23 protein-coding genes are annotated in these 23430 nt (G+C 63.0%); 20 read left to right on the forward strand and 3 right to left on the reverse strand.

All coding sequences use genetic code 11. The features are described 5' to 3' along the window. Positions 1-23: 23 nt before the first annotated feature. The 19 genes from FFI94_RS11235 (at position 24) to trmD (ending at position 19457) form a co-directional block, all read left to right on the forward strand. Entirely contained in the window at positions 24-785 is a 762-nt protein-coding gene (locus tag FFI94_RS11235) for a DivIVA domain-containing protein (protein WP_138873730.1), read from the forward strand. Between the two features lie 138 nt (positions 786-923). Continuing rightward, positions 924-1484 carry a DUF177 domain-containing protein gene (locus tag FFI94_RS11240; RefSeq protein WP_033236564.1) on the forward strand — a complete coding sequence of 187 codons (561 nt, stop codon included), beginning with the start codon at positions 924-926 and terminating at the stop codon, positions 1482-1484. Between the two features lie 2 nt (positions 1485-1486). Beyond that, on the forward strand, positions 1487-1669 hold the full coding sequence (rpmF, locus tag FFI94_RS11245; RefSeq protein WP_007729318.1) for a 50S ribosomal protein L32: 183 nt from the start codon (positions 1487-1489) through the stop codon (positions 1667-1669). A 19-nt stretch (positions 1670-1688) separates the two neighbouring features. Further along, positions 1689-2474, forward strand: coding sequence for a ribonuclease III (gene rnc / locus FFI94_RS11250; protein ID WP_138873007.1), 786 nt, complete (start codon positions 1689-1691; stop codon positions 2472-2474). A 9-nt stretch (positions 2475-2483) separates the two neighbouring features. Beyond that, positions 2484-3356, forward strand: a complete 873-nt coding sequence (gene mutM, locus FFI94_RS11255; protein WP_138873008.1) for a bifunctional DNA-formamidopyrimidine glycosylase/DNA-(apurinic or apyrimidinic site) lyase — start codon at positions 2484-2486, stop codon at positions 3354-3356. A 42-nt stretch (positions 3357-3398) separates the two neighbouring features. Continuing rightward, a complete protein-coding gene (locus tag FFI94_RS11260; RefSeq protein WP_138873009.1) occupies positions 3399-3842 on the forward strand; it encodes an OsmC family protein in 444 nt (147 codons plus the stop codon). Next, positions 3842-4753, forward strand: coding sequence for an SMP-30/gluconolactonase/LRE family protein (locus FFI94_RS11265; RefSeq protein WP_138873010.1), 912 nt, complete (start codon positions 3842-3844; stop codon positions 4751-4753). Before FFI94_RS11260 ends, FFI94_RS11265 begins: the two co-directional genes overlap by 1 nt. Next, positions 4750-5028 (forward strand): acylphosphatase, encoded by a 279-nt coding sequence (locus FFI94_RS11270; RefSeq protein ID WP_138873011.1) that lies wholly within the window; start codon positions 4750-4752, stop codon positions 5026-5028. The genes FFI94_RS11265 and FFI94_RS11270 overlap by 4 nt, the downstream gene beginning before the upstream one ends. Positions 5029-5053: 25 nt before the next feature. After that, positions 5054-8638, forward strand: coding sequence for a chromosome segregation protein SMC (smc, locus tag FFI94_RS11275; RefSeq protein WP_138873012.1), 3585 nt, complete (start codon positions 5054-5056; stop codon positions 8636-8638). A 42-nt stretch (positions 8639-8680) separates the two neighbouring features. Next, a complete protein-coding gene (gene ftsY, locus FFI94_RS11280; protein WP_138873013.1) occupies positions 8681-10096 on the forward strand; it encodes a signal recognition particle-docking protein FtsY in 1416 nt (471 codons plus the stop codon). A gap of 247 nt (positions 10097-10343) precedes the next feature. Beyond that, the gene (locus FFI94_RS11285) at positions 10344-11603 is read left to right on the forward strand and encodes an ammonium transporter (protein ID WP_138873731.1); all 1260 of its coding nucleotides are present in this window, start codon (positions 10344-10346) and stop codon (positions 11601-11603) included. A 57-nt stretch (positions 11604-11660) separates the two neighbouring features. Then, entirely contained in the window at positions 11661-11999 is a 339-nt protein-coding gene (locus FFI94_RS11290) for a P-II family nitrogen regulator (RefSeq protein WP_033236555.1), read from the forward strand. Next, positions 11989-14496 (forward strand): [protein-PII] uridylyltransferase, encoded by a 2508-nt coding sequence (locus tag FFI94_RS11295; protein ID WP_138873014.1) that lies wholly within the window; start codon positions 11989-11991, stop codon positions 14494-14496. The genes FFI94_RS11290 and FFI94_RS11295 overlap by 11 nt, the downstream gene beginning before the upstream one ends. Before the next feature lie 116 nt (positions 14497-14612). After that, positions 14613-16190: a signal recognition particle protein gene (gene ffh, locus FFI94_RS11300; protein WP_138873015.1), complete on the forward strand. Its 1578-nt coding sequence runs from the start codon at positions 14613-14615 to the stop codon at positions 16188-16190. A 4-nt stretch (positions 16191-16194) separates the two neighbouring features. Continuing rightward, complete coding sequence (locus FFI94_RS11305) at positions 16195-17277, forward strand: amidohydrolase family protein (protein ID WP_138873016.1); 1083 nt, start codon at positions 16195-16197, stop codon at positions 17275-17277. Between the two features lie 186 nt (positions 17278-17463). After that, a complete protein-coding gene (gene rpsP / locus FFI94_RS11310) occupies positions 17464-17934 on the forward strand; it encodes a 30S ribosomal protein S16 (protein WP_138873017.1) in 471 nt (156 codons plus the stop codon). Next, entirely contained in the window at positions 17931-18173 is a 243-nt protein-coding gene (locus FFI94_RS11315) for an RNA-binding protein (RefSeq protein ID WP_033236551.1), read from the forward strand. Before rpsP ends, FFI94_RS11315 begins: the two co-directional genes overlap by 4 nt. A gap of 14 nt (positions 18174-18187) precedes the next feature. Then, positions 18188-18745, forward strand: a complete 558-nt coding sequence (gene rimM / locus FFI94_RS11320) for a ribosome maturation factor RimM (protein ID WP_138873018.1) — start codon at positions 18188-18190, stop codon at positions 18743-18745. A gap of 7 nt (positions 18746-18752) precedes the next feature. Beyond that, on the forward strand, positions 18753-19457 hold the full coding sequence (gene trmD / locus FFI94_RS11325; RefSeq protein ID WP_138873019.1) for a tRNA (guanosine(37)-N1)-methyltransferase TrmD: 705 nt from the start codon (positions 18753-18755) through the stop codon (positions 19455-19457). Here trmD and FFI94_RS11330 read toward each other — a convergent pair. Continuing rightward, a complete protein-coding gene (locus tag FFI94_RS11330) occupies positions 19454-20029 on the reverse strand; it encodes a dihydrofolate reductase family protein (RefSeq protein WP_138873020.1) in 576 nt (191 codons plus the stop codon). The two genes, trmD and FFI94_RS11330, sit on opposite strands and share 4 nt — an antisense overlap. A gap of 69 nt (positions 20030-20098) precedes the next feature. On the opposite strand from FFI94_RS11330, the gene FFI94_RS11335 reads away from it, so the two are divergent. After that, complete coding sequence (locus FFI94_RS11335) at positions 20099-20677, forward strand: TetR/AcrR family transcriptional regulator (RefSeq protein ID WP_138873021.1); 579 nt, start codon at positions 20099-20101, stop codon at positions 20675-20677. Between the two features lie 4 nt (positions 20678-20681). Here FFI94_RS11335 and FFI94_RS11340 read toward each other — a convergent pair whose 3' ends face one another. Beyond that, positions 20682-21125 (reverse strand): GtrA family protein, encoded by a 444-nt coding sequence (locus FFI94_RS11340; protein WP_138873022.1) that lies wholly within the window; start codon positions 21123-21125, stop codon positions 20682-20684. Further along, the gene (locus FFI94_RS11345) at positions 21122-23320 is read right to left on the reverse strand and encodes a YfhO family protein (protein ID WP_138873023.1); all 2199 of its coding nucleotides are present in this window, start codon (positions 23318-23320) and stop codon (positions 21122-21124) included. The genes FFI94_RS11340 and FFI94_RS11345 overlap by 4 nt, the downstream gene beginning before the upstream one ends. Between the last annotated feature and the right edge of the window lie 110 nt (positions 23321-23430).

Consider the following 23430-nt stretch of genomic DNA (forward strand, 5'->3'; position numbering starts at 1 on the left):
GCCGGTGAAGATTGGGGTTGCTTGTGTACCGGGTATTCGAGGCGCTTGACGAACTGGTCGCGATAGTCGAAGAGGCACGAGGCGTTCCGATGACTGCCGGGTGCGTCGTCCCACGTGGCGACGTGCTCGAGCTGCTCGACGATGTCCGTGATGCTATTCCGAGTGAGCTCGACGACGCCCAGGACGTCCTCGATCATCGCGACAAGTTGGTCTCGGACGCGCGTTCCACTGCCGACAAAACCGTCAGCAGCGCCAACGCGGAAGCAACGTCGACGGTCGAGAATGCCCGCGACGACGCCGATCGGATCCTGTCCGACGCCAAGGCTCAGGCAGACCGCATGGTTGCCGAGGCGAGCGCTCACGCCGACCAGCTGGTCGCCGACGCAGAGGTGGAAGCCGAACGCACGGTCACCGACGGTCGACGCGAGTACGACGCCGTCACTTCTCGTGCGCGCGACGAGTCCGATCGCATGATCGACGCCGGCAAGGCGTCGTACGACCGCTCGGTCTCCGAGGGCACTGCCGAGCAGGCACGCCTGGTTTCCCAGACCGAGGTCGTCCAGACCGCACGCGCCGAGTCGGCTCGGGTGATCGACGCCGCGCACGCGGAATCCGACCGGATGCGATCGGAGTGCGACCTGTACGTCGACACCAAACTTGCGGAGTTCGAGGAGTTCCTCAACGGGACTGTTCGATCCGTCGGCCGCGGTCGTCAGCAACTGCGGACGGGTTCGGGCGTACCGGACTATCTCGATGACGATCGGCGTCAGGATCGACGACGCTAGGGTCTTCATCCGGATTGGGCCTGCTGCGCACTCTCGGGTATTGTGGAGTGGTTGCCCATCCAGTTTCAGCAGTTAGGTGAGTTCTCTTTGTCAACGCATCGTCGTCATTCATCGCATCAGTCAACTGATGCGGGATTTTTGCTGGACACCGTCAAGTTAGGTCGGCGTCCAGGGTCGATGCGCACTGTCGAGAGAACGATCCAGTCGCCGAATCGCATCGGTCTCGATCTCATCGCGATCGAAGCTGGTTCGGACATAGATCTCGATCTTCGTATGGAAGCGGTATCCGAGGGCGTTCTCGTCACCGGTACCGTGCACGCACCCACTACGGGTGAGTGCTCACGGTGTCTCGAGCCGTTCACGAGCGTTGTGGACGTCTATCTCACGGAGTTGTTCGCTTACCCGGACAGCGTCACCGAGGAGACAACCGAGGAGGGCGAGGTTTACCAGGTCGAAGACGAAGAAATCGATCTGGAACCGGTCATCGTCGATGCAGTCGGACTGGCGCTTCCGCTCCAGCCTTTGTGCAGTGACGATTGCCTGGGATTGTGCTCAGAATGTGGCATTCGCCTGGCGATTGCGGAATCTGGGCATGGGCATGACATACTTGATCCTCGCTGGGCTGGTCTCGCGGCCAAATTTGGCGTGGAATCAAACACCAGTGAAAATCTTGTGATCACCGAAGCCGAGGAGAAGTAGAAGTGGCTGTCCCCAAGCGCAAAATGTCGCGATCCAACACGCGGTCGCGTCGTAGCCAGTGGAAGACCACTGTGCCCACCCTCGTTACCTGCCCCAACCGTGGCTGTGGCGAGCAGACCTTGCCCCACATCGCGTGCCCGTCCTGCGGTACGTACAAGGGCCGCCAGGTAACCGCTGCTGTCTAGTTCTCCACGGAGAAAGACTATGACGAGCGACAATACAGTTTCAGCCGCTGGCGGCGAGGGCAATCACGACACGCTCCTCGCCGCTATCGGCGTCGATATAGAGCCTGGCCTCTTGACGCTGGCTCTCACCCACCGCTCGTACGCCTACGAGAACGGTGGCCTGCCGACGAACGAGCGCCTCGAGTTTCTCGGGGATTCCGTTCTCGGTCTCACCGTTACCGAAAATCTTTACCTGTCACACCCCACCAAATCCGAGGGTGACCTCGCCAAGATTCGTGCGAGCGTAGTCAACATGCACGCTCTGGCCGAGGTTGCGCGGACTCTGGGTGAAGGTGGACTCGGAGCGCATCTGCTTCTGGGCAAGGGCGAGGAAATGACGGGTGGCCGTGACAAGCCGTCCATCCTTGCCGACGGCATGGAATCCATTCTGGGTGCCATCCACTTGCAGCACGGAATCGATACCGCGCGCCGTGTGGTCCTCGATCTGTTCGACGATCTTCTGACCCGTGCTCCGCTTCTGGGTGCCGGTTTGGACTGGAAGACCAGTCTGCAGGAGTTGACCGCAGAACACAGTGCCGGCGTTCCCGTGTACGAGATCACGGCCACCGGCCCCGATCACGACAAGGAATTCACTGCCACTGTGCTTATCAGCGGCAATCCCTTGGGCGTCGGCGTCGGTCGGTCCAAGAAGGAAGCCGAGCAGAAGGCAGCAAGCACGGCATGGAAAGCGATGTCGGAGAAGGCTTCCGAGGACGCTGCTGTCGCCGAGAACGCTGCCGATGCTCCTGTCGATCTGGCCGGCTGAGTTCTTCTCTTGCCTGAACTTCCCGAAGTCGAAGTCGTTCGCCGCGGCCTACAGTCTCACGCTGTAGGTGCGGCGATCGAGGCTGTCGAAGTTCTCCATCCTCGCGCCATTCGCCGCCATGTTCTCGGGTCGGATGATCTGATCGGGCAATTGACGGGTCAGACCATCGCCTCGGCCGAGCGCCGCGGCAAATACCTGTGGCTGGTTCTCGAACCTGCCGGTGTCGGTGTGGTGGTTCACCTGGGAATGAGCGGGCAGATGCTCGTTCAGCCGCCCACCGTGGACTGGGAAAAGCACCTACGTATCCGACTGGCTCTGGATTCCGGAGCCGATCTTCGGTTCGTCGATCAGCGCACCTTCGGTGGCTGGTCGATTTCGCCGTTGGTGGAGGTTGACGGGACCCTGCTGCCGGAGTCGGTGGCGCACATCGCGCGTGACCCGATGGACGAGGCCTTCGATCTCGAATCGGTGGTGAGCGTTCTGCGCGGCAAGCACAGCGAAATCAAACGCGCACTACTCGATCAAACCGTCGTCTCCGGAATCGGCAACATCTATGCCGACGAATCACTGTGGCGGGCAAAGGTTCACGGCAACAGAATTGCCGAGACCCTGACAAAGCCGAAATTGCGTGAACTCGTGACGGCAGCCCGCAGTGTCATGGGCGAGGCACTCGAGCAGGGCGGTACGTCCTTCGATGCGTTGTACGTCAACGTCAACGGAGAGTCCGGCTATTTCGATCGTTCACTCTCCGCCTACGGTCAGGAAAACCTGCCGTGCCCGCGGTGCGGTGCGCCCATCCGGCGTGAGAAGTTCATGAACCGATCGTCGTTCAGTTGCCCGCGTTGCCAACCGGCACCCAGGTCGCGGCGAAACGTAGCGTAGGTCGTCGCACCCGCCACGACAGGGTGGTGGCAAGATTGCGGCATGGCTGAACAGACTGCTGACAACGCACCTGCACACACCGAACTCTGGGTCGAACGTACCGGCACCCGCCTCTACACCGGCAAGAGTTCGCGGGGCGCCGAAGTTCTCATCGGATCGGAATCGGTACCGGGTGTTTTCACACCGGGTGAACTTCTCAAGATCGCTTTGGCAGCCTGCTCGGGAATGAGTTCGGATTTCCCGATTTCGCGCCGCCTCGGCGACAACTACGACGCGACCATTCGTGTCTCGGGAACCGCTGACCGCGAGAACGAGGTGTACCCGCAATTGGACGAGGTACTCGAACTCGACCTCAGTGAACTCGATGCCGATGCCCAGCAGCGGTTGATCACGTTGATCGAACGGTCCGTCGACAAGGTCTGCACGGTGGGACGCACCCTCAAAGCCGGTACCAAGGTCACGTTGACCATCGATACGGACGCCTGATGCTCCGCGCCGGCAGTGTTGTCGCTGCGCTGGTACTCGGTTGTGCTGTAGCAGTGTCCACTCCGGCGGCCGCCGCCGTCGATGGTTGCGGTGAGTGGACGTCGACGCTCGTGACTTCCGGCGCGGGAATGCTCGAAAATCTGGAGTTCGACGGAGCCGGATCGATGGTGTTGTCGCAGTCCGCCCCCGTCGGTCCGGGATCGCTGCTGACCGTTGCGCCGGACGGAAGTCGAAAGACTCTGGTGAGTAATGTGAACGGCCCTGGTGGGCTGGTTGCCCAAGACGGCGCCGTGTACTTCACCACCGGAAACTCTGCAGTCTCAGGACTGTTCGGGATCGCCGACGGAACTGTGGGCCGAGTCGACGTTGCGGACGGGTCGGTGACGAAGATCGCCGACGGCCTGGTGATGCCCAATGGCCTTGTGCCGCTGGACGGCAATCGATTCCTGACGACGCGCACCCTGACAAGACCTGGGTTGACTGTGATGGGCAGTGACGGTTCGACGACCCTGGTGCGCGAGGACTTGGGAACCGTCGACGGGTTGACCCGATCGGGGCAGAATATTTTTGTGACAACAACATTCGATCTCACCACGGCAATTCACATCCTCGATGCCGACGATCTGGGCGGCGCTGTGCGAACCATTGCGTTGCCGGGGTTCGGTCCTGCGAACATGGCCGACGACTTGACTGTCGGACCGGACGGAGCGCTGTACGTGGCGTTCAACGCCGGTGGCAAGGTTGTGCGGGTTGATCCGGAGTGGGGAACCTCCTGTGAGATTGCTTCCAGTTTGCCGTTGACCTCGGCGGTCAAGTTCGGGGCGGGGCCGGGGTGGGATCCGAATGCGCTGTACACCACCAGTTTCCTGGGTGACGTGCACAAACTGGAGCGGGTCGGCGGCGTGTCATGAGTGATCCGGTGCGGTTGACGGCGTGGGTGCACGGCTTCGTCCAAGGTGTCGGGTTCCGGTGGTGGACCCGGGCGCGCGCTTTGGAATTGGGGCTGGTGGGATACGCGTCGAATCAACGCGACGGTCGGGTACTCGTTGTCGCTGAGGGTGATCGGGAGTCGCTGGAAAGGTTGCTCGAACTGTTGCGCTCGGGCACCACGCCGGGAAGCGTAGACCTGGTTGTCGACAGTTGGGACGCCGCGCGGGGAGACCTGTCCGGGTTCGTCGAACGCTGACCGCGATGACGGTAAAGTTCTCCGCATGCATCTCAAGAGTCTGACGCTCAAAGGCTTCAAGTCTTTTGCGTCGGCAACGACTCTGCGATTCGAACCCGGCATCACCTGCGTGGTCGGTCCTAACGGTTCCGGAAAATCGAATGTCGTCGACGCGCTGTCCTGGGTCATGGGTGAGCAGGGCGCCAAGGCGCTGCGCGGCGGAAAAATGGAAGACGTCATCTTTGCCGGAACCTCCGGCCGGGCACCGCTCGGCCGCGCCGAAGTGACGTTGACCATCGACAACTCCGACGGCGCTCTTCCGATCGACTACACCGAGGTCTCGATCACGCGGCGGATGTTTCGCGACGGCGCCGGGGAATACGAGATCAACGGCTCGTCGTGCCGGTTGATGGATGTGCAGGAGTTGCTCAGCGACTCCGGTATCGGCCGTGAAATGCACGTCATCGTCGGCCAGGGCAGGCTTGCGGCGATTCTGGAATCGCGGCCGGAGGATCGCCGCGCATTCATCGAGGAAGCTGCCGGCGTGCTGAAACACCGGCGACGCAAGGAAAAAGCGGTACGCAAACTCGATTCCATGCAGGCAAACCTCGCCCGGTTGAGCGATCTCACCGCGGAATTGCGACGCCAACTCAAACCGCTCGGGCGTCAGGCCGAGGTTGCGCGGCGCGCGCAGACCGTGCAGGCAGATCTGCGCGACGCCAAGATGCGTTTGGCCGCAGACGATCTCGTGACTCGGCGCAACGACCTTCAGGATCAAGCGCAGGACGAGAAGGCTGCGCGTGAGCAACACAATCAGGTGGCCGCCGCACTCGACGAAGCCAACCTCGAACTCGGACGCCAAGAACAGGCGCTGGCCCGACTGACGCCCGGCGCAGAAGCTGCGGCGCAGAGCTGGTTCCAATTGTCGGCGCTGGCGGAACGAGTCAATGCCACAGTGCGTATCGCACGTGAGCGTGCACGTCACCTCGACACCGAACCGATTGGCGCGCGTGGCCAGGATCCGGACGAGATGGAGGCGCGTGCCGAGCGAATGGCAGCCGAGGAAGCCGAGCTGATCGAAGGCGTCGAGATTGCTCGTGCTGCAGCCGAAGCTGCCCGTGAACAGTTGGCCGCCACGGAAGACGCTGCAGCAGAAGCGGAACGGGCACACATGGCCGAGGTGCGCGCTGTTGCCGATCGCCGCGAGGGGCTCGCTCGACTGTCCGGGCAGGTAGACACCCTGCGCACGCGCGTCGAATCCGCGGATGCCGACGTTGCGCGGCTCACCGAATCCATCGAGGAATCACGCCGACGCGGAACCGACGCGGAAGCCGAATTCGAGACCGTGCAGGAGAGCATCGGCGACCTCGACGCCGGCGAAGTCGGTCTCGACACCAACCACGAGCGCGCCGTCGAGGCTCTCGCGATCATCAATGCGCGGGTTGACGAGTTGCGCGCCGAGGAGAAGTCGAGCGGCCAGCGCATCGCGTCGTTGAGCGCTCGGATCGAGGCGCTCTCGATCGGGTTGGCCCGCAAGGACGGCGCCGGCTGGCTACTGGAGCACCACGACGGCGTCACCGGCGCGCTGGCCGACATGATCCGCGTGACACCGGGCTACGAGAGTGCAATTGCCGCAGCGATGGGCCCGGCCGCGGACGCTGTTGTCGCGCAGTCGAATGATGTCGCACGATCTGCGGTGTCGGCGTTGGCCGAGCACGACGGCGGGCAGGCGGCATTGATCGTCCACGGGCACGCCGGCGTGCCCGCTCCGGTCGACCTGGGTCCGGGTATTCGCCGGGCCGTCGACGTCATCGAGTGCGCCGACGAACTGCGAGCCGGACTCAACGCGCTTCTGGGCGACGTGGTTCTGGTCGATACCGTCGACGAGGCGATGCGAGTTGTGTCCGAGCACAGCATGATTCGGGCCGTAGACAGATCCGGGAACCTGCACGGCCGGGGGTGGTTCGTCGGCGGTTCCGATCGACAGCCGAGCACGCTGGAAACCCAAGCGTCCATTGATGCGTCCGCAGCCGAACTCACGCTGACACAACTGCGGGCCGAGGAGTTGGACGCAGGGTTGGCCGGCGCGCTGGCCGAACAGGCAGCCCGGCAGGAAACTGCAGAACAGACTCTTGCCGCCCTCAACGAATCCGATGCGGCGATCTCCGCGATCTACGAACAGTTGGGCAGACTCGGTCAGGCGGTGCGCGTCGCACACGAAGAATCGGAGCGACTGACGTTGCACCGTAGTCGCGCCGAAGCGCGTCGAGTCGAATCTCTCACTGCGCTGACCGAACTGGAAGAACGTCTTCGACGCGTGGAGGACACCGGCGGGTTCGAAGCCGGAGAACCGGAATCGACTACCGCCGACCGCGACATGGCGGCGGCAGCGCTCGCGGAAGTGCGTATCGTCGAAATGGATGCGCGACTCACCGTGCGGACTGCCGAGGAACGCGCCGAATCCGTTCGCGGAAAAGCAGATTCGCTGCGCCGCGCTGCGGCCGCAGAACGCGAAGCGAGGGTGCGCGCAGAACAAGCCTTACGGGCACGCGCCCACGCGGCCGCAGTTGCGGCGGCAGTTGCAGAATCAGGTGTGCGGGTCGCAAGCGAACTCGAAACCGTCGTGGCGTCGGCGGTGGCTCACCGTGACGACCTGGCGCGCGCCCGCACCGAATGCGTCGCCAAGCTCGACCAGGTCCGTGAGATCGTCAAGGCGCTGAACGGGCAGCTCGCGTCGTTGACCGATGCCGTGCACCGCGACGAAGTTGCCAAGGCACAGGCAGCACTTCGCATCGAGCAACTGGAAGAGTCCATTCTCGATCAGTACGGAATCGGACTTGACGATCTGGTCGCCGAGTACGGCCCCGACGTCGAACTGCCGCCGACCGCCCTCGAGTTGGCGGAGTACGAAGACGCCAAGGCCCGCGGCGAGCAGGTCACGGCTCCGGCGCCCGCTCCGTACGACCGCGCCACACAGGAGCGTCGGGCCAAGCGGGCCGAGAAAGACCTTGCGACTCTCGGCAAGGTCAATCCGTTGGCGCTCGAAGAATTTGCCGCCCTCGAAGAGCGGTACACCTTTCTTTCCACCCAACTCGAAGACGTCAAAACCGCGCGCAAGGACCTCCTCGCGGTGGTCGCCGACGTCGACGCCCGGATCTTGCAGGTGTTCACCGAGGCGTACACCGACGTCGCCCGTGAGTTTGTCGGTGTATTCGAGACGCTGTTCCCCGGCGGCGAAGGCCGACTCGTTCTCACCGACCCGTCCGACATGCTCACCACCGGCATCGAGGTCGAAGCGCGACCACCGGGAAAGAAAGTCAAACGGCTCTCCTTGCTCTCGGGTGGGGAGAAATCCTTGACAGCGGTGGCCATGCTCGTCGCGATTTTCCGGGCCCGGCCGTCACCGTTCTACGTCATGGACGAAGTGGAAGCCGCACTCGACGACACCAACCTGCGCCGCCTCATCGGGCTCTTCGAGCAGTTGCGGGAAAAATCGCAGCTGATCGTGATCACGCACCAGAAACCCACCATGGAGATCGCGGATGCTCTGTACGGAGTGAGCATGCGCGGAGACGGTATTACGACGGTCATTTCCCAGCGATTGCGCGGGCAAGACCTCGCCGTTCGGTAAGCCTTGGTCACTTTCTGTTGCCAGGCCTGAAACAATGAGCCGGTGACTACCCAGGCTTGGATCATCATCGCGGCTGTCGCGGCCGTAATACTTATTGCTCTCGTGGCGGGTTTCCTGCGCTACCGCAGCCGCCAGGTGTCGTTGAAGGCACCCGAGACGAAGCCGGAACTCGGTGCACCGGAGAAGGACAAGTCGGGCGGCTACAAAGCCGGCGGCGGGTTCAACTTCAGTGAGGGGTCAACGGCAACGGCGCCGCCACCAGCGCCGGTCCCGCCGACAAAGCCGGCTGTACCGGAAAAGCCAGTTGTCCCGGAGAAGCCGGTTGTTCCGGAACCGGCACCACCGGTTGTTGAAGAACCCGTTGTTGAAGAACCCGTTGCCGAGGAACCGGTTGTCGAAGCCCCGGTCGTCGAAGAGCCGGTCATTGAAGAACCGGTTGTCGAAGCCCCGGAACCCGTTGTCGAGACAGCTCCGGTCGAACCCGTAGTGGTTGAGCCCGCACCCGTCGAGCCCGCCCCGCGGGTTCTCGACGAGATCGAACCGACTGAAGGACGACTCGATCGCCTGCGCGGTCGCCTGTCCCGCTCACAGTCGGCCGTCGGCAAGAGCTTGCTGGGTCTGCTCGGTGGCGGCGATCTGGACGAGGATTCGTGGGAAGAGGTCGAGGACACCCTGCTGATCGCGGATCTCGGTTCTGCGACGACGGAGAAGATTGTCACCACGCTGCGGGCGCAGATGGCGGCCCGCAGTGTTCGGACCGAGGCCGAGGCACGTGCATTGCTGCGCGAGGTACTGGTCGCGGAGCTTCGTCCGGAACTGGATCGCTCGATCCGGGCACTTCCGCACGACAATCATCCGGCAGTGCTTCTTGTTGTCGGTGTGAACGGAACCGGTAAGACCACCACGACGGGCAAGCTGGCCCGTGTGTTGGTCGCAGACGGACGACGGGTACTTCTCGGTGCCGCCGATACGTTCCGCGCTGCTGCGGCCGATCAGCTGCAGACGTGGGGCGAGCGCGTCGGCGCTGACGTTGTTCGCGGTAAGGAAGGCGGCGATCCCGCTGCTATTTCCTTCGACGCCGTCACCCGTGGCATCGAGGAGGGCGTCGACGTCGTATTGATCGACACCGCCGGCCGCTTGCACACCAAGACCGGTTTGATGGACGAGCTCGGCAAGGTCAAGCGCGTGATCGAGAAGAAGGCGTCGGTCGACGACGTTCTGTTGGTTCTCGACGCCACCGTGGGGCAGAACGGTCTCGCTCAGGCTCGCGTGTTTGCCGAAGTCGTCGATATCACCGGTGTTGTTCTGACCAAGTTGGACGGCACTGCAAAGGGCGGAATCGTCTTCCAGGTTCAGCATGAACTCGGGGTTCCGGTGAAGCTTGTCGGCCTCGGTGAGGGTGCTGACGACCTGGCTCCGTTCGAACCGGGAGCGTTTGTCGACGCCCTATTGGGCTGACTCCCTGTGCGCCTTTATCAACCGCGGACGGTTGATAAAGGCGCACAGCAGAATCAAGAATGCCAGCACGAAACTTACTTGCAACAAAGTTGGGTAATTGGTTCACGTCCGCGAAACGCAAGCGCGCCACGGACGAAACACCAGCCCAGCAGTCTTCTACTCAACGACGTGCCACCCGGCACGTGCGACTAGGAGGTAGTAAGTGAGTACCGACGATTTGTTGGCGAACTCCGGTAACGCCGCATGGATGCTGATGGCCGCATCACTGGTTCTGCTGATGACACCGGGTGTCGCATTCTTCTACGGTGGCATGTCTCGGTCCAAGTCCGTGCTCAACATGATGATGATGTCCTTCGGTTCGATGGCCGTCATCGGTGTTATCTACGTGCTGTGGGGATGGTCCATGTCCTACGGCACCGAGAACATCGGTGGCATCTTCGCGAATCCCTTCGAGTTCTTCGGACTCAAGGACAGCATCACCGACGCGGACGGTAACTTCATTGCCGGTGCGTGGGGCTACCCCAATGTCATCGACATCGCCTTCCAGGTGACGTTCGCCATCATCACGACCGCACTGATCAGCGGTGCGTTGGCCGAGCGCGTGAAGTTCGGCACGTGGATGCTGTTCTCGGGCATCTGGGTCACCGTTGTCTACTTCCCGCTCGCTCACATGGTGTGGGGTGGCGGACTGCTCTCGGGTTCCGAGGACGGTATTGCTGCAAAGATCTTCGGCACCACCGACGACGGTGACGGTGGCCTGGTTGCCGCAGTCCCGCCGATCGACTTCGCCGGTGGCACAGTCGTTCACATCAACGCCGGTATGGCCGCTCTGGTACTCGCTCTGATCGTCGGCAAGCGCGCCGGCTTCGGCAAGACCGCGTTCCGTCCGCACAACCTGCCGCTCGTCATGCTCGGTGCGGCTCTGCTCTGGTTCGGTTGGTTCGGCTTCAACGCCGGTTCCGCATTCGCTGCCGACGGTTTTGCCGGTCTCGCCTGGGTCAACACCACAACCGCTACTGCTGCTGCAATCCTCGCTTGGTTGCTCACGGAGCGTATCCGTGACGGACATGCCACCAGCCTCGGTGCTGCTTCCGGTGCCGTCGCCGGCCTGGTCGCCATCACTCCGGCCGCTGGTGCACTGAACCCGGTCGGCTCGATCTTCCTGGGCGCAATCGCCGGCATTCTGTCTGCTCTCGCCGTCGGCCTGAAGTTCCGTTTCGGCTTCGACGATTCGCTCGACGTTGTCGGTGTTCACCTCGTCTCCGGCCTGTGGGGCACGATCGGTATCGGCTTCTTCGGTACGTCGACCGGTCTCTTCTACGGCGGTGACTACAAGCAGTTGGTGGTTCAGATCGTGATTGCAGTTGTCGCTCTTGTCTTCACCGGTGTTCTCACCGCGATCATCGGCTACGCACTCAAGCCCCTCGGATGGCGTATCTCGCCCGAGGACGAGGCTCGTGGAATCGACGAGACCCAACACGCAGAGACCGCATACGACCTCGCGTGATCAGCACGTGATTAAAGTGAAATCGCAGCACTTCAGAGTTGGGAAAGGGATGAGCACATGAAGCTGATCACAGCAATCGTCAAGCCGTTCACGCTCGAGGACGTCAAAACCGCGCTCGAGCAGGCCGGGGTGCTGGGCATGACTGTCAGTGAAGTTCAGGGCTACGGTCGTCAGAAAGGCCACACCGAGGTGTACCGAGGCGCGGAGTACTCCGTGGACTTCGTACCGAAGGTTCGGGTGGAGGTCGTGATCGACGACGCGGCTGTCGACAAGGTGGTCGAGGTGATCGTCGAGGCTGCGCGCACCGGCAAGATCGGTGACGGCAAGGTCTGGGTTTCGCCGGTCGAGTCGGTCATCCGGGTTCGTACCGGAGAACGTGGTGGCGATGCACTCTGACCCGAAAGGGTCCGGGAACTTCGGCCCTGGTTCCGTCGCTAAGGCGACGGGGCCAGGGCCGGTCTCGTCAGGGGGATCCGATGAAGCCGCGGACCTGGCCCGCGCACGCAAGGCATTGCTCAACGGTGGACCCAAGAATCGACGGCTCGATGCGCCGTCACTGCGTCACGCACTGGTTGATCTCCACGAGTTCTGGCTGACCACCAAGGGCGCCGAATTGGGAATCAAGCCCGACTGCGGGTTTGCGATTGTTGCTGTCGGTGGTCTGGGCCGACGCGAATTGCTGCCGTATTCCGATCTCGATCTGATTCTGCTGCACGACGACATGGACCCGGCCGTGGTGGCTCACGTGGCCGAACGCCTGTGGTACCCGTTGTGGGACGCGCACATCAAACTCGACCACAGCGTGCGGACGCTGCCGCAGGCCTTGCAGGTTGCGGCAACCGATATCACCGCGTCGCTCGGCATGCTCGAAGCTCGCCACATCGCGGGCGACCAGGAACTCACCAATTTGCTGATCAGCGGTGTGCGACGCCAATGGCGGATGGACATTCGCAGCCGGTTCGACGAGTTGATCGCGCAGACACAGTCGCGATGGGCGAGTAGCGGTGAGATCGCTCATCGAGCCGAGCCTGACCTCAAGAGCGGTCGTGGCGGTCTGCGTGACGTGCAGTTGCTCAATGCCCTGTCCATCGCGCAGTTGACGGACGGTATGCCGGGGCTCGGTCCCAATTCGCCTGGCGGCGGTCTGGCATTGGCGCACCGGCGACTGCTCGATGTGCGCACCGAGTTGCACCGGGTGGCCGGTCGGCCTCGCGATCAGTTGCGGGCTCAGGACGCCGACGAGATCGGTGCCGCGCTGCGGATCGGTGACAGGTTCGACCTGGCTCGCCTGCTCAGTGAATCGGCGCGCATCATCAGCTATTCGGTGGACGTCGGAATCCGTACTGCCGGAAACTCTTTGCCCAAGCGCGGGTTGTCGCGGCTACGGCGCCCGCCGGTGCGTCATCCTCTGGACGAGGGTGTCGTCGAGCATGCCGGAGAAGTGGTGCTGGCGCGCGATGCCCGGCCCAAGAAGGATCCAGGGTTGATCATGCGGGTGGCGGCAGCAGCCGCAACCGGCGGGATGCCGATCTCGGCGTCGACGCTCAATCGCTTGGCGGACAACGCTCCTGAATTGCGTGAGCCGTGGCCCAAGAACGCGGTCAACGATCTTCTGGTGTTGTTGGGGTCGGGTTCTCGGGCGGTGCCGGTCATCGAAGCTCTCGATCGCACCGGTTTGTGGGGGCGATTGTTGCCGGAGTGGGGCACGATCCGGGATCTGCCACCGCGTGATGCTGTCCATACCTGGACCGTCGATCGGCACCTCGTCGAAACAGCTGCATATGCAAGTGGATTCACAACGCGGGTCGCGCGTCCGGACCTGCTGATGCTCGGTGCGTTGATTCACGACATCGGTAAGGGTCGCGGCGGCGATCACAGTGTGGTCGGTGCGGAATTGGCCACGGCAATCGGAAACAGGTTAGGGCTCTGGCCTTCCGACGTCGCAATGCTGTCCGCGATGGTGCGGTATCACCTGCTGTTGCCGGAAACGGCGACGCGGCGCGATCTGGACGATCCGGCGACAGTGCAGGGGGTCGTCGACTCACTGGGCGGTGACGGAACGCTGCTCGACCTCCTTCATGCGCTCGCCGAAGCTGATTCTCTGGCTACGGGTCCGGGTGTGTGGGGCGATTGGAAATCGTCGTTGATCGGCGAACTGGTGCGTCGATGCCGCTTGCTGATGGCAGGGGAGCAGCTGCCGGCTCCGGATCCACTCGATCCCGAGCAGTTGTCCATCGCCGAGGACGGCGGTGTTCACGTGTCGTTGACTCCGGCCGAGAACGCCCACACGTACGTCGTCACGGTCATTGCGCCGGATGCGCCCGGTCTGTTGTCACGGGCCGCGGGAATTCTTGCGTTGGCGTCGCTGCGGGTGCATTCCGCTTCGCTTGGTGCCCACGCGGGATCTGCGGTCAATTCGTTTGTGGTGACTCCGCGCTTCGGCGCACCGCCGCAGGCCGCGCTGCTGCGACAGGAGTTGATCCGCGCGTCCGAGGGGGAGCTGAACCTGCTCGAGCTCCTCGATGCCAAGGAAGAGGAAGCGCGGGCGCAGCAGTGGGAAGATCCGATTGCGCTCAGCAAGAGTTCGGCGATCCCGGTCCTGTATGCGCAGGCACCGCCGCGGGTGATCTGGTTCGATTCGCCAGGCGACGGTCAGGCGATTCTCGAAGTACGCACCGAGGATCGCGTCGGATTGCTGTGCCGCCTGGCTGCCGCTCTCGAACGTAGCGGCGCCGACATCAGGTGGGCAAAAGTCGCGACGCTGGGCTCCTCCGTCATCGACTCGTTCTGCCTCGACTTCGGTGGGGCCGATTCACGGGCGAGTCGTGAGCGCGTCGAGGCCGCTGTTCTGGGCGTTGTGCCGCTGCCTCAGCCGGAGAAAAAGGCTCAGTAGCGACACGCCTGAAAGCGCTTACGTCCGCATCGGCTGGGATCGATGCGGACGTAGCGGCTAGGCTGGTGCCCGAGAATATCCACGGCAAACTCGCACGACCTTCAGGAGCGCACTCGGTGTTCGAATCCCTTTCCGACAGATTGACCGGATCTCTCAAGGATCTGCGTGGTAAGGGTCGTCTGTCCGGCGCCGATATCGACGCGACCGCCCGTGAGATCCGCCTCGCACTTCTCGAGGCCGACGTGGCGCTGCCCGTCGTGCGCAGCTTCATCGCCAAGATCAAGGAACGTGCCAAGGGCGCCGAGGTGTCCGGTGCGCTCAACCCGGCGCAGCAGGTCGTCAAGATCGTCAACGAGGAGCTTGTTCAGATCCTCGGCGGCGAAACTCGCCGGTTGCAGTTCGCCAAGAACCCGCCGACGGTCATCATGCTGGCTGGTCTGCAGGGCTCCGGTAAGACCACTCTCGCCGGCAAGCTGGCCAAGTGGCTCAAGGACCAGGGCCACACGCCTCTCCTCGTCGCGTGTGACCTTCAGCGTCCCGGCGCCGTCACGCAGCTGCAGATCGTCGGCGAACGCGCCGGTGCCGCGGTATTCGCACCGCACCCGGGTACGTCCATCGGTGGCGGCGACAACGCACTCGGCGTGTCCGCTGCCGACCCCGTCGAGGTAGCCCGAGCGGGCGTCGAAGAGGCACGAAACAAGCAGTACGACGTGGTCATCGTCGATACCGCCGGCCGACTCGGCATCGACGCGGATCTGATGGAGCAGGCTGCCGGTATTCGCGACGCCGTCAACCCGGACGAGACAATTTTTGTTCTCGACTCGATGATCGGTCAGGACGCCGTCAGCACCGCCGAGGCGTTCCGCGAGGGTGTCGGCTTCACCGGCGTTGTCCTCACCAAGCTCGACGGCGACGCCCGTGGTGGCGCCGCGCTCAGCGTTCGTGAGATCACGGGCCAGCCCATTCTGTTTGCGTCGACGGGCGAGAAGCTCGAAGACTTCGACGTCTTCCACCCGGACCGTATGGCCAGCCGCATCCTCGGCATGGGCGATGTCCTGAGCCTTATCGAGCAGGCCGAGCAGGTTTTCGACGCCGATCAGGCCGAAGCAACGGCCGCCAAGATCGGTTCCGGTCAGCTGACGCTCGAGGATTTCCTCGATCAGATGATGGCTGTCCGCAAGATGGGCCCGATCGGCAACCTCCTCGGCATGCTGCCAGGTGCAGGCGGCATGAAGGACGCGCTGGCCAACGTCGACGAGAAGCAACTCGACCGCATCCAGGCGATCATCCGCGGTATGACGCCCGCCGAGCGTGAAGACCCCAAGATCATCAACGCGTCGCGTCGTCTGCGCATCGCCAACGGTTCCGGTGTCAAGGTCTCCGACGTCAACCAGTTGGTCGACCGGTTCTTCGAGGCCCGAAAGATGATGGCCGCCATGGCCGGTCGCATGGGTATGCCCGGCGCCCGCAAGCAGGTGCGCAGCAAGAAGGGCAAGAAGGGCAAGAAGGGCGGCAAGGGTCCGACGCAGCCCAAGATGCGCGGAGGGTTCCCCGGTATGGGCGGATTCCCGGGTATGCCCGGCGGCATGCCTGCCGGAATGCCCGACCTGTCGAACATGCCCAAGGGACTCGATCAGTTGCCGCCCGGACTCGAAGGCATCGACCTGTCGCAGCTCAAGCTGCCCAAGAAGTAGACACGTGAGCGCCCTCCATCTGCGGGGTATCGGTCTGCCCGACGCCGCGCCGATCGAACTGTGGGTTGTCGACGGCCGGATCACTTTCGAACCGGTCACAGGCGCCGAGACGATTGTCGACGCGGGGTGGATCACGCCCGGTCTTGTCGACGCGCATTGCCATGTCGGTATTCGCTTCGGCGGGGGCGGCGGCGAGACCGTCGACGGTCTGATCGCTCAGGCGCAGACCGAGCGCGACGCGGGTGTCCTGTTGTTGCGTGATGCGGGATCACCTGTCGATACCCGATTCATCGACGATCGGGCGGATCTTCCGCGGATCATCCGCGCGGGTCAGCACATTGCTGCGCCCAAGCGGTACATCCCGGGGTTGCCGGTCGATCTCGAAGACGAATCGCAGTTGCCGGCCGAGGTCGTGCGTCAGGCGAGGGCCGGTGACGGCTGGGTCAAGCTTGTCGGGGATTGGATCGACCGTTCTGTCGGTGACCTCGCGCCGCTGTGGAGCGACGAGATCCTGGTGGAAGCCATTGCCGCGGCTCACGCGGAAGGCGCCAAGGTCACGGCCCACGTTTTTGCCGAGGACGCGCTTCCCGGCCTGATCAACGCCGGTATCGACTGCATCGAGCACGGCACCGGATTGACCGACGAGACCATCGAGTTGATGGTTGCTCACGGCACCGCGCTGGTACCGACGCTGATCAACATCGCGACGTTCCCCGGCATCGCCGACTCCGCGACGCGGTACCCGATCTACGCGGCCCACATGCGCGATCTGCACTCGCGGCGCCATCGGACGATCGGTGCGGCGCACGAAGCCGGCATCCCGATCTACGCCGGCACGGATGCCGGGGGATCGATCCTGCACGGCCGGATCGCCGACGAGGTGGCTGAACTCGAGATCGCCGGCCTGTCGTCACACGACGCGCTCGGTGCGGCCTGCTGGGATGCGCGCACCTGGCTGGGTGGCTCTGGATTGATCGAGGGAGCGCCCGCTGACCTGGTGGTTTTCGACGAAGATCCGCGTGGAAACACCGCTGTGCTGACGAAGCCCGCCCACGTGGTGCTTCGCGGCAATGTAATCGCCCGGTAACGCTTGCCTGGATTTCATCCACAAGTCGGTATCTGGCACAATGGACGACTGTTCGTCGCAAACGGTTACGTACCGCTGTGACGGTCACAGGTTAGAGGCAAAACCGGGCTCCCAAATTCGTGGGGGTTGCTGAATTGCACGTGACACGCGCCGCACTGTTGTGCGCGCTGAAGGAGTACCACAGCCATGGCTGTCAAGATCAAGCTCACCCGCCTCGGCAAGATCCGCAACGCTCAGTACCGCGTTGTCATCGCCGACTCCCGCACCCGTCGTGACGGCCGTGCGATCGAGACCATCGGCAAGTACCACCCCAAGGAAGAGCCGTCGCTGATCGACATCGATTCCGAGCGTGCTCAGTACTGGCTGTCCGTGGGCGCACAGCCCACCGAGCCCGTCGAGGCTCTCCTCAAGATCACCGGTGACTGGCAGAAGTTCAAGGGCCTCCCGGGCACCGAAGGCACCCTGCGTGTCAAGGAAGCCAAGCCCTCCAAGCTCGAACTGTTCCAGGCTGCACTCGCGCAGGCCGAGAACGAGCCGGTTGCAGAAGCAATCACCCCCAAGAAGAAGAAGGCTGCCAAGGCAGACGAGGCTAAGGCAGAAGACGCCGCAGCCGACGCCGAGGCTCCCGCTGCAGACGCCGAGGCTGCTGACAAGTGAGTGCCGTCGTCGCTGATGCGGTAGAGCATTTGGTTCGCGGCATTGTCGCCAATCCTGACGACGTGCGCGTCGAACTGATGACCGGACGCCGTGGACGTACCGTCGAGGTGCACGTGCATCCCGACGATCTCGGCAAGGTCATCGGCAGGGGCGGCCGCACCGCGACCGCTCTGCGGACCCTGGTTTCCGGTATCGGTGGCCGTGGTATTCGCGTTGACGTCGTCGACACCGATCAGTAGACGGCAGTATTTCTGTGGAACTCGTTGTCGGTCGTGTCGCGAAGGCGCATGGCATCAAAGGTGAACTGGTCGTAGAGGTTCGTACTGACGAACCCGAAGAGCGTTTTGCCGTTGGATCTGTGCTGCGTGGGCATAAGCCGCGCGAGTCCACAAGCAAGTCCTACACAGTAGAAGCCGCCCGGGATCATTCCGGGCGGCTCCTGCTGCGTCTCGAAGGCGTCAACGATCGCGGCGAGGCAGATGCCTTGCGCGGAACGTTGTTTGTCATCGACAGCAGTGAACTCGAACCGTCCGACGACCCGGACGAGTTCTACGATCACGAACTCGAAGGTCTGAAGGTCGTTCTGGCCGACGGCACCGAGGTGGGTTCCGTGATCGAGGTATTGCATTCTGCGGCAGGCGAATTGCTGTCGATCAGGCGCACCGGTGAGACGTCGGGCGAGTTGTTGGTTCCTTTTGTCGCCGCCATCGTGACCAAGGTGTCCATTGCCGACGGTTTGGTCGAGATCACGCCTCCCGAGGGCCTGCTCGACCCAGACTTCGGTGACAAGTCGAATTCAGAGCGCGAATGATCGATTCATGCGTCTCGACGTAGTCACCATTTTTCCCGAGTATCTCGAACCGCTTCGTGCTGCCTTGCTGGGCAAGGCAATCGAACGTGGCTTGATCTCGGTTGATGTCCACGATCTGCGTTCGTGGACCCATGACGTACACAAGGCCGTCGACGATTCCCCGTATGGCGGGGGACCGGGCATGGTCATGAAACCCACCGTGTGGGGTCCCGCTCTCGACGACGTCCTCGGACGCTCCGATTCTTCCGGCCCGGACGATGCCGACACTATTCTGGTGGTGCCGACCCCTGCCGGAGTTCCCTTCACTCAAGCCACAGCTCATCGTTGGTCGAAGGCGCAGCATCTTGTTTTTGCGTGCGGTCGCTACGAGGGCATCGATCAGCGGGTCTTCGACGACGCGGCCAAGCGGGTGCGTGTCGAAGAGGTCAGTATCGGCGATTACGTCCTGATCGGCGGTGAGGCCGCCGTCCTGGTGATGGTGGAAGCCGTGGTCCGCTTGATGCCCGGCGTTCTCGGCAATCAGCTATCGCACCAAGAGGATTCGTTTTCCGACGGTCTTCTCGAAGGGCCGAGCTACACCCGTCCAGCCGTCTGGCGTGATCTCGAAGTTCCGCCGGTTCTGCTGTCCGGCGATCACGCGAAGATCAAGGCCTGGCGCCATGAGCAGTCGCTGGCGCGCACGGCCGAACGTCGGCCGGACCTACTGCCCTAGGCGGTTCGCTTCAGCCAGGTGATGCTCGCACCGTTGTCGAAGGCTTCGCTCGCTGTGGGCGCGAAGAGGGTCGGCTCGAACGCGCCGGCGATCATCGGAATTCCCGCACCTGCGACAACCGGGTATCTCTTGATGATCAGTTCGTCGATCTCCGGTAGTAGTTCCCCGGCAAGTATTCCGCCGCCGCATAACCAGATATCTTGTCCTTCTTCGGCTTTGAGCTCTTTGGTTTTCGTCAACGGGTCAGCGCGCACCAGATTGACTGCCGGATCGTCGATGTCGGGGAGCGTGGTCGAGACGACAAACTGCCGTAGGTGCGCGTACGGACTGCTTACGCCGGCGCTTCGCGCAGGTTCGTAGGAACCGCGGCCCATGAGAACGGTGTCGAAGACCTTGTTGGGAGGGTTGTTCATTCCGATGTGAGGTCGCAGGTGCGTGGGCACGGTCTCGGGATAACGCTCGCTGAGTGACGCGGTCATCTGATCGGAGAGCGGATAGAAATCGAATTCTCCTCCGGGGCCCGCGATGTATCCGTCCAGTGACGTTCCGACGTAGTACACAAGCTTTCGCATGAATAACTCCGTTCGTAGTACTCTGTTTGTAGTGGTTTCACGTTAAGGCTGACTCAGGAGTGGTGTCAAGTGCGAAAGAACCCGGAACGCCGGCTGGCGCTGATCGATGCCGCAATCGAGGTGCTGGCGCGAGAGGGCGCTAGAGGCTTGACATTTCGAGCGGTTGATTCGCAGGCGACCGTGCCGAACGGGACTGCGTCGAACTACTTCGCGAATCGCGACGACCTCCTTACTCAAACCGGTGGCCGGATCTATGAACGACTGATACCCGATAACCTCGAGGCAATGATCGACCCTGTCAACGGCACAGATCGTGAGCGCCTGGTGACGCTCATGTTCGAAGTGGTCGAACGGGGCAGCTCATTCGGGAAGGGATTCCTTGCGCTCATGGAGCTGCGCCTCGAGGCGACGCGTAGGCCTGACCTTCGAGCGGTTCTGACGGTCCGCATTCGCGAAGACTTCGAACTCAACGTCGCCAACCATTTGGCCTCGCGGGTGCCGGGTGATGCGATGACCGTTCGACTGCTCTACCTGTCGTTGAACTGGTTGATTCTCGATCGCCTCACGCTGCCGGATCTGTTCGGCGACGAGGACATTCGAGCGCTTGTCGAGGCGGCTGTCGATCGGGCGCTGCCGCCAACTCGGTAGCCGGTCAGTGATTGTCGGTGCTGCGCCGGAACGAGAAGTATCGATGGCCCAGGAAACTCACGCCGGCGACGATCAACATCACCACGGCTTGCGCCGGTAGTGGTGGCGCATGGAGAACCGACACCGCAAAGGTTCCCAGAATCAGATTCAATACGAGCCCACCGGAATTGACGACGATAAACGCCCCGAGATCCCGGGCGACGTGCCCCCGGACCCGGAAGACAAGAGTCCGGTGCAGCACAAACGCGATCAGGACGCTGATGCTGTAGGAACCGATCAGCGCGACCGCATAGAGATTGTCGTTACCCAATGCGAGCATCCAGATGACGAACAGGCCGTATCCGATGGCTGTATTAACCACTCCCACAAGGGCAAACGCGATGGGTTGATGTTTCACTATCCGCAGCAGTGGGCCCCGGTCGGCTACCGGTGCGGTGTCCTCGCTCACGGTGCGTCGTTCGCGGCGTTGGTGATCCGGTCACGTCGACGGCCGCGCAGATACATCCATTCGAGTACCCCGAGGCCGAGTATTCCGGCGACCATCGACGCACCGCCGATTTTCCATCCCGGTGGACGCCAGGTGAGAACCAGCTCCGCGTCCTGGGTTCCGGCCGGAACATCTACCGTGACAAAGGCCTTCGCCACGACATCGATGGGAACCGATTGACCGTTCAAGGTGGCGCGGTAGCCAGGCCAGCCGAGGCGGGCAAAGACGACCGTCCCGCCGTCACGTGAGCTGACCCGAAGAGTGCTCGACGTGTTCGTCTCGGCGAGTGAAATTGCTTCCACCCCTTGGGTGTGCGAGATTCGGCCGTTGCGAGTGGAGACCGGGCCGTCGACGCGTTCGAGTACCGAGATGTAGTTTTCGTGGCCGGGGTAGTCGACCCATGTCCAGCCGTCAGGGGCCGGGTGGTTACGAGCATCGGGGTACAACGCGTTCTGCAGGACAACGCGGTCCACGTTCATGAGATCGACCAGGGTGCGGCCGGTTTCCGGTTCGACGGAGAAGGCCCGTGCGAACGCGTCGGGGCACACGCTCATGTCCCACCGCATGCACAGGAGATTGCCGAAGTAGTAGTGCCCGTTAGGGGTGTAACCGCTCGTATACGTGAGCTCGAGATCCTTCGGATAATTGCCGAAAGCGAGTGAGCCGTACGCGCCGTCGAGGGTGCGTTGGTCAGGGGTGATGAGAGCACGATCGGCGAGTTGCAGTGTTGTGCCGTCGAAGTCGGGGAAGGCTGCTTTCATGTCCGAGCGGGATTCTGGCAGGTTCCAGCTCATCGGTGTCGGCTGCGCGGCGCGAACCTGGGCGTAGGCGATCGGGGAGACCGCGACAATGGCGAGGATGCAAGCCGCGGCCGTTCCCTTGGTGCGGCCCAGCCAGACCATCGCGGCACCGAGAGCGACGACGGCGACAGCCGAGATCACGTGCCATTCCAGGAGGCTCGGTGCGGCCGACGCCGAGCGGATCACGAGGAGGCCGACCAGGATTCCGGCGGCAGCGCCGCGGCGGCGCCAGTTGTCGGTGGTGGCGTAGCGGCCGAGCAGGATGCACACCAGCAGTAGCAGTCCGATCGCCACCATCGGAAGCACCCGTGCGGGCCAGCGGAGGGGGCCGATGGTGCTCGGTCCGGCAGTCCACATGAGGACCGCGACCGTGAAGATTCCGACGGCGGTCAACTCGCGTGCGGTGCCGCGAGCTTTGCCCCAGTCGATGAAGGCAAGCGCGGGAATCAGGAACCAGGCGATGTACACCATCGGCATCGTCTGGATGTAGCCCCACCACGAGACGAATGCGGGCATCGTGCTGGGCAGGCTGGCGTTGAGGGATTCCGACCACGGTACGGCGAGGAACGCGTCGTTCTTGACCTCGGAGGCGCCGCGCCACGTGACGTCGGCGGTGAGCAGACTCGGCAGGTAGGTCGCGAGGCCGGCGAGCGCGGCACACGCCGAGACTGCGAGGAGTCGCACGGACGGCAGCCAGCGTCGTTGGTAGACCACTTCGCCGACGGCCACAGCAACGATCATCAGGCCGGATTCGACTGAGGGAAATACGTATTGGACCGACATCGCGAGATACAGGAACACGAACGTCGGTATCGGGCCGCTCTTGCCGCGGGCGTACCGGATCGCCGACGCCCAGGCCTGAACCATCCACGCGGTACCGGTGAAGGCCGTTATCCAGCTGGCCTCGTCGAAGAAGAGCAGGAAACCCGTGAAGGGAATCGAGACGCCCGCAACGGCAGCCCAGGCGGGCTTGGAACCGTACTCGACGCAGATCCGAAACACGCCGAGCCCGAGGATGATCGCGAAGATCAGCTTGACGAGCGTCGCGTACAACGCGAGGTTGTCGAAGGACGGCGCGATCAGGTCGATCAGCAGCTGCGGTGGGTTGAGGAGACCGGCTTCCTCGATGGTGTAGTTCCCGGCCATCCAATTCTCCGGAACGAGAAAGGGCAGGCGACCTTCGCGCAGATTTCGGCCCAACATGACCCACAACGGCGCGTACTGGGACTCGGTGTCGTCGGTGTAGAAATGGCGGGCATTCGCGAGGACAACAGCAACGTATCCCGCGATCACGCCGACAGAGGTAACGGCGCCCCATTTGTACACATCGGCTCTGGCACGAATGCGAGTTTCCACCACGAGTTCCAGACCTTAACAGGATCGACTGATCGGACCGTGACGCACGCGGGTAAACCGTTGGCAAAGTACAAGAGTCGTACACCCGCGCGTGTTAAAGTTCGCGACGG

It is taken from the genome of Rhodococcus sp. KBS0724 (genome assembly GCF_005938745.2).
Taxonomy (GTDB): Bacteria; Actinomycetota; Actinomycetes; order Mycobacteriales; family Mycobacteriaceae; genus Rhodococcus_F.

Bases quoted from the DNA above. Each gene is read 5' to 3' on its own strand.
- FFI94_RS11260 (WP_138873009.1), top strand. From the start codon at position 3,399: ATGGCTGAACAGACTGCTGACAACGCACCTGCACACACCGAACTCTGG.
- rnc (WP_138873007.1), top strand. From the start codon at position 1,689: ATGACGAGCGACAATACAGTTTCAGCCGCTGGCGGCGAGGGCAATCAC.
- FFI94_RS11265 (WP_138873010.1), top strand. From the start codon at position 3,842: ATGCTCCGCGCCGGCAGTGTTGTCGCTGCGCTGGTACTCGGTTGTGCT.
- FFI94_RS11270 (WP_138873011.1), top strand. From the start codon at position 4,750: ATGAGTGATCCGGTGCGGTTGACGGCGTGGGTGCACGGCTTCGTCCAA.
- FFI94_RS11290 (WP_033236555.1), top strand. From the start codon at position 11,661: ATGAAGCTGATCACAGCAATCGTCAAGCCGTTCACGCTCGAGGACGTC.
- trmD (WP_138873019.1), top strand. From the start codon at position 18,753: ATGCGTCTCGACGTAGTCACCATTTTTCCCGAGTATCTCGAACCGCTT.
- rpsP (WP_138873017.1), top strand. From the start codon at position 17,464: ATGGCTGTCAAGATCAAGCTCACCCGCCTCGGCAAGATCCGCAACGCT.
- FFI94_RS11330 (WP_138873020.1), bottom strand. From the start codon at position 20,029: ATGCGAAAGCTTGTGTACTACGTCGGAACGTCACTGGACGGATACATC.
- FFI94_RS11295 (WP_138873014.1), top strand. From the start codon at position 11,989: ATGCACTCTGACCCGAAAGGGTCCGGGAACTTCGGCCCTGGTTCCGTC.
- smc (WP_138873012.1), top strand. From the start codon at position 5,054: ATGCATCTCAAGAGTCTGACGCTCAAAGGCTTCAAGTCTTTTGCGTCG.
- FFI94_RS11285 (WP_138873731.1), top strand. From the start codon at position 10,344: ATGCTGATGGCCGCATCACTGGTTCTGCTGATGACACCGGGTGTCGCA.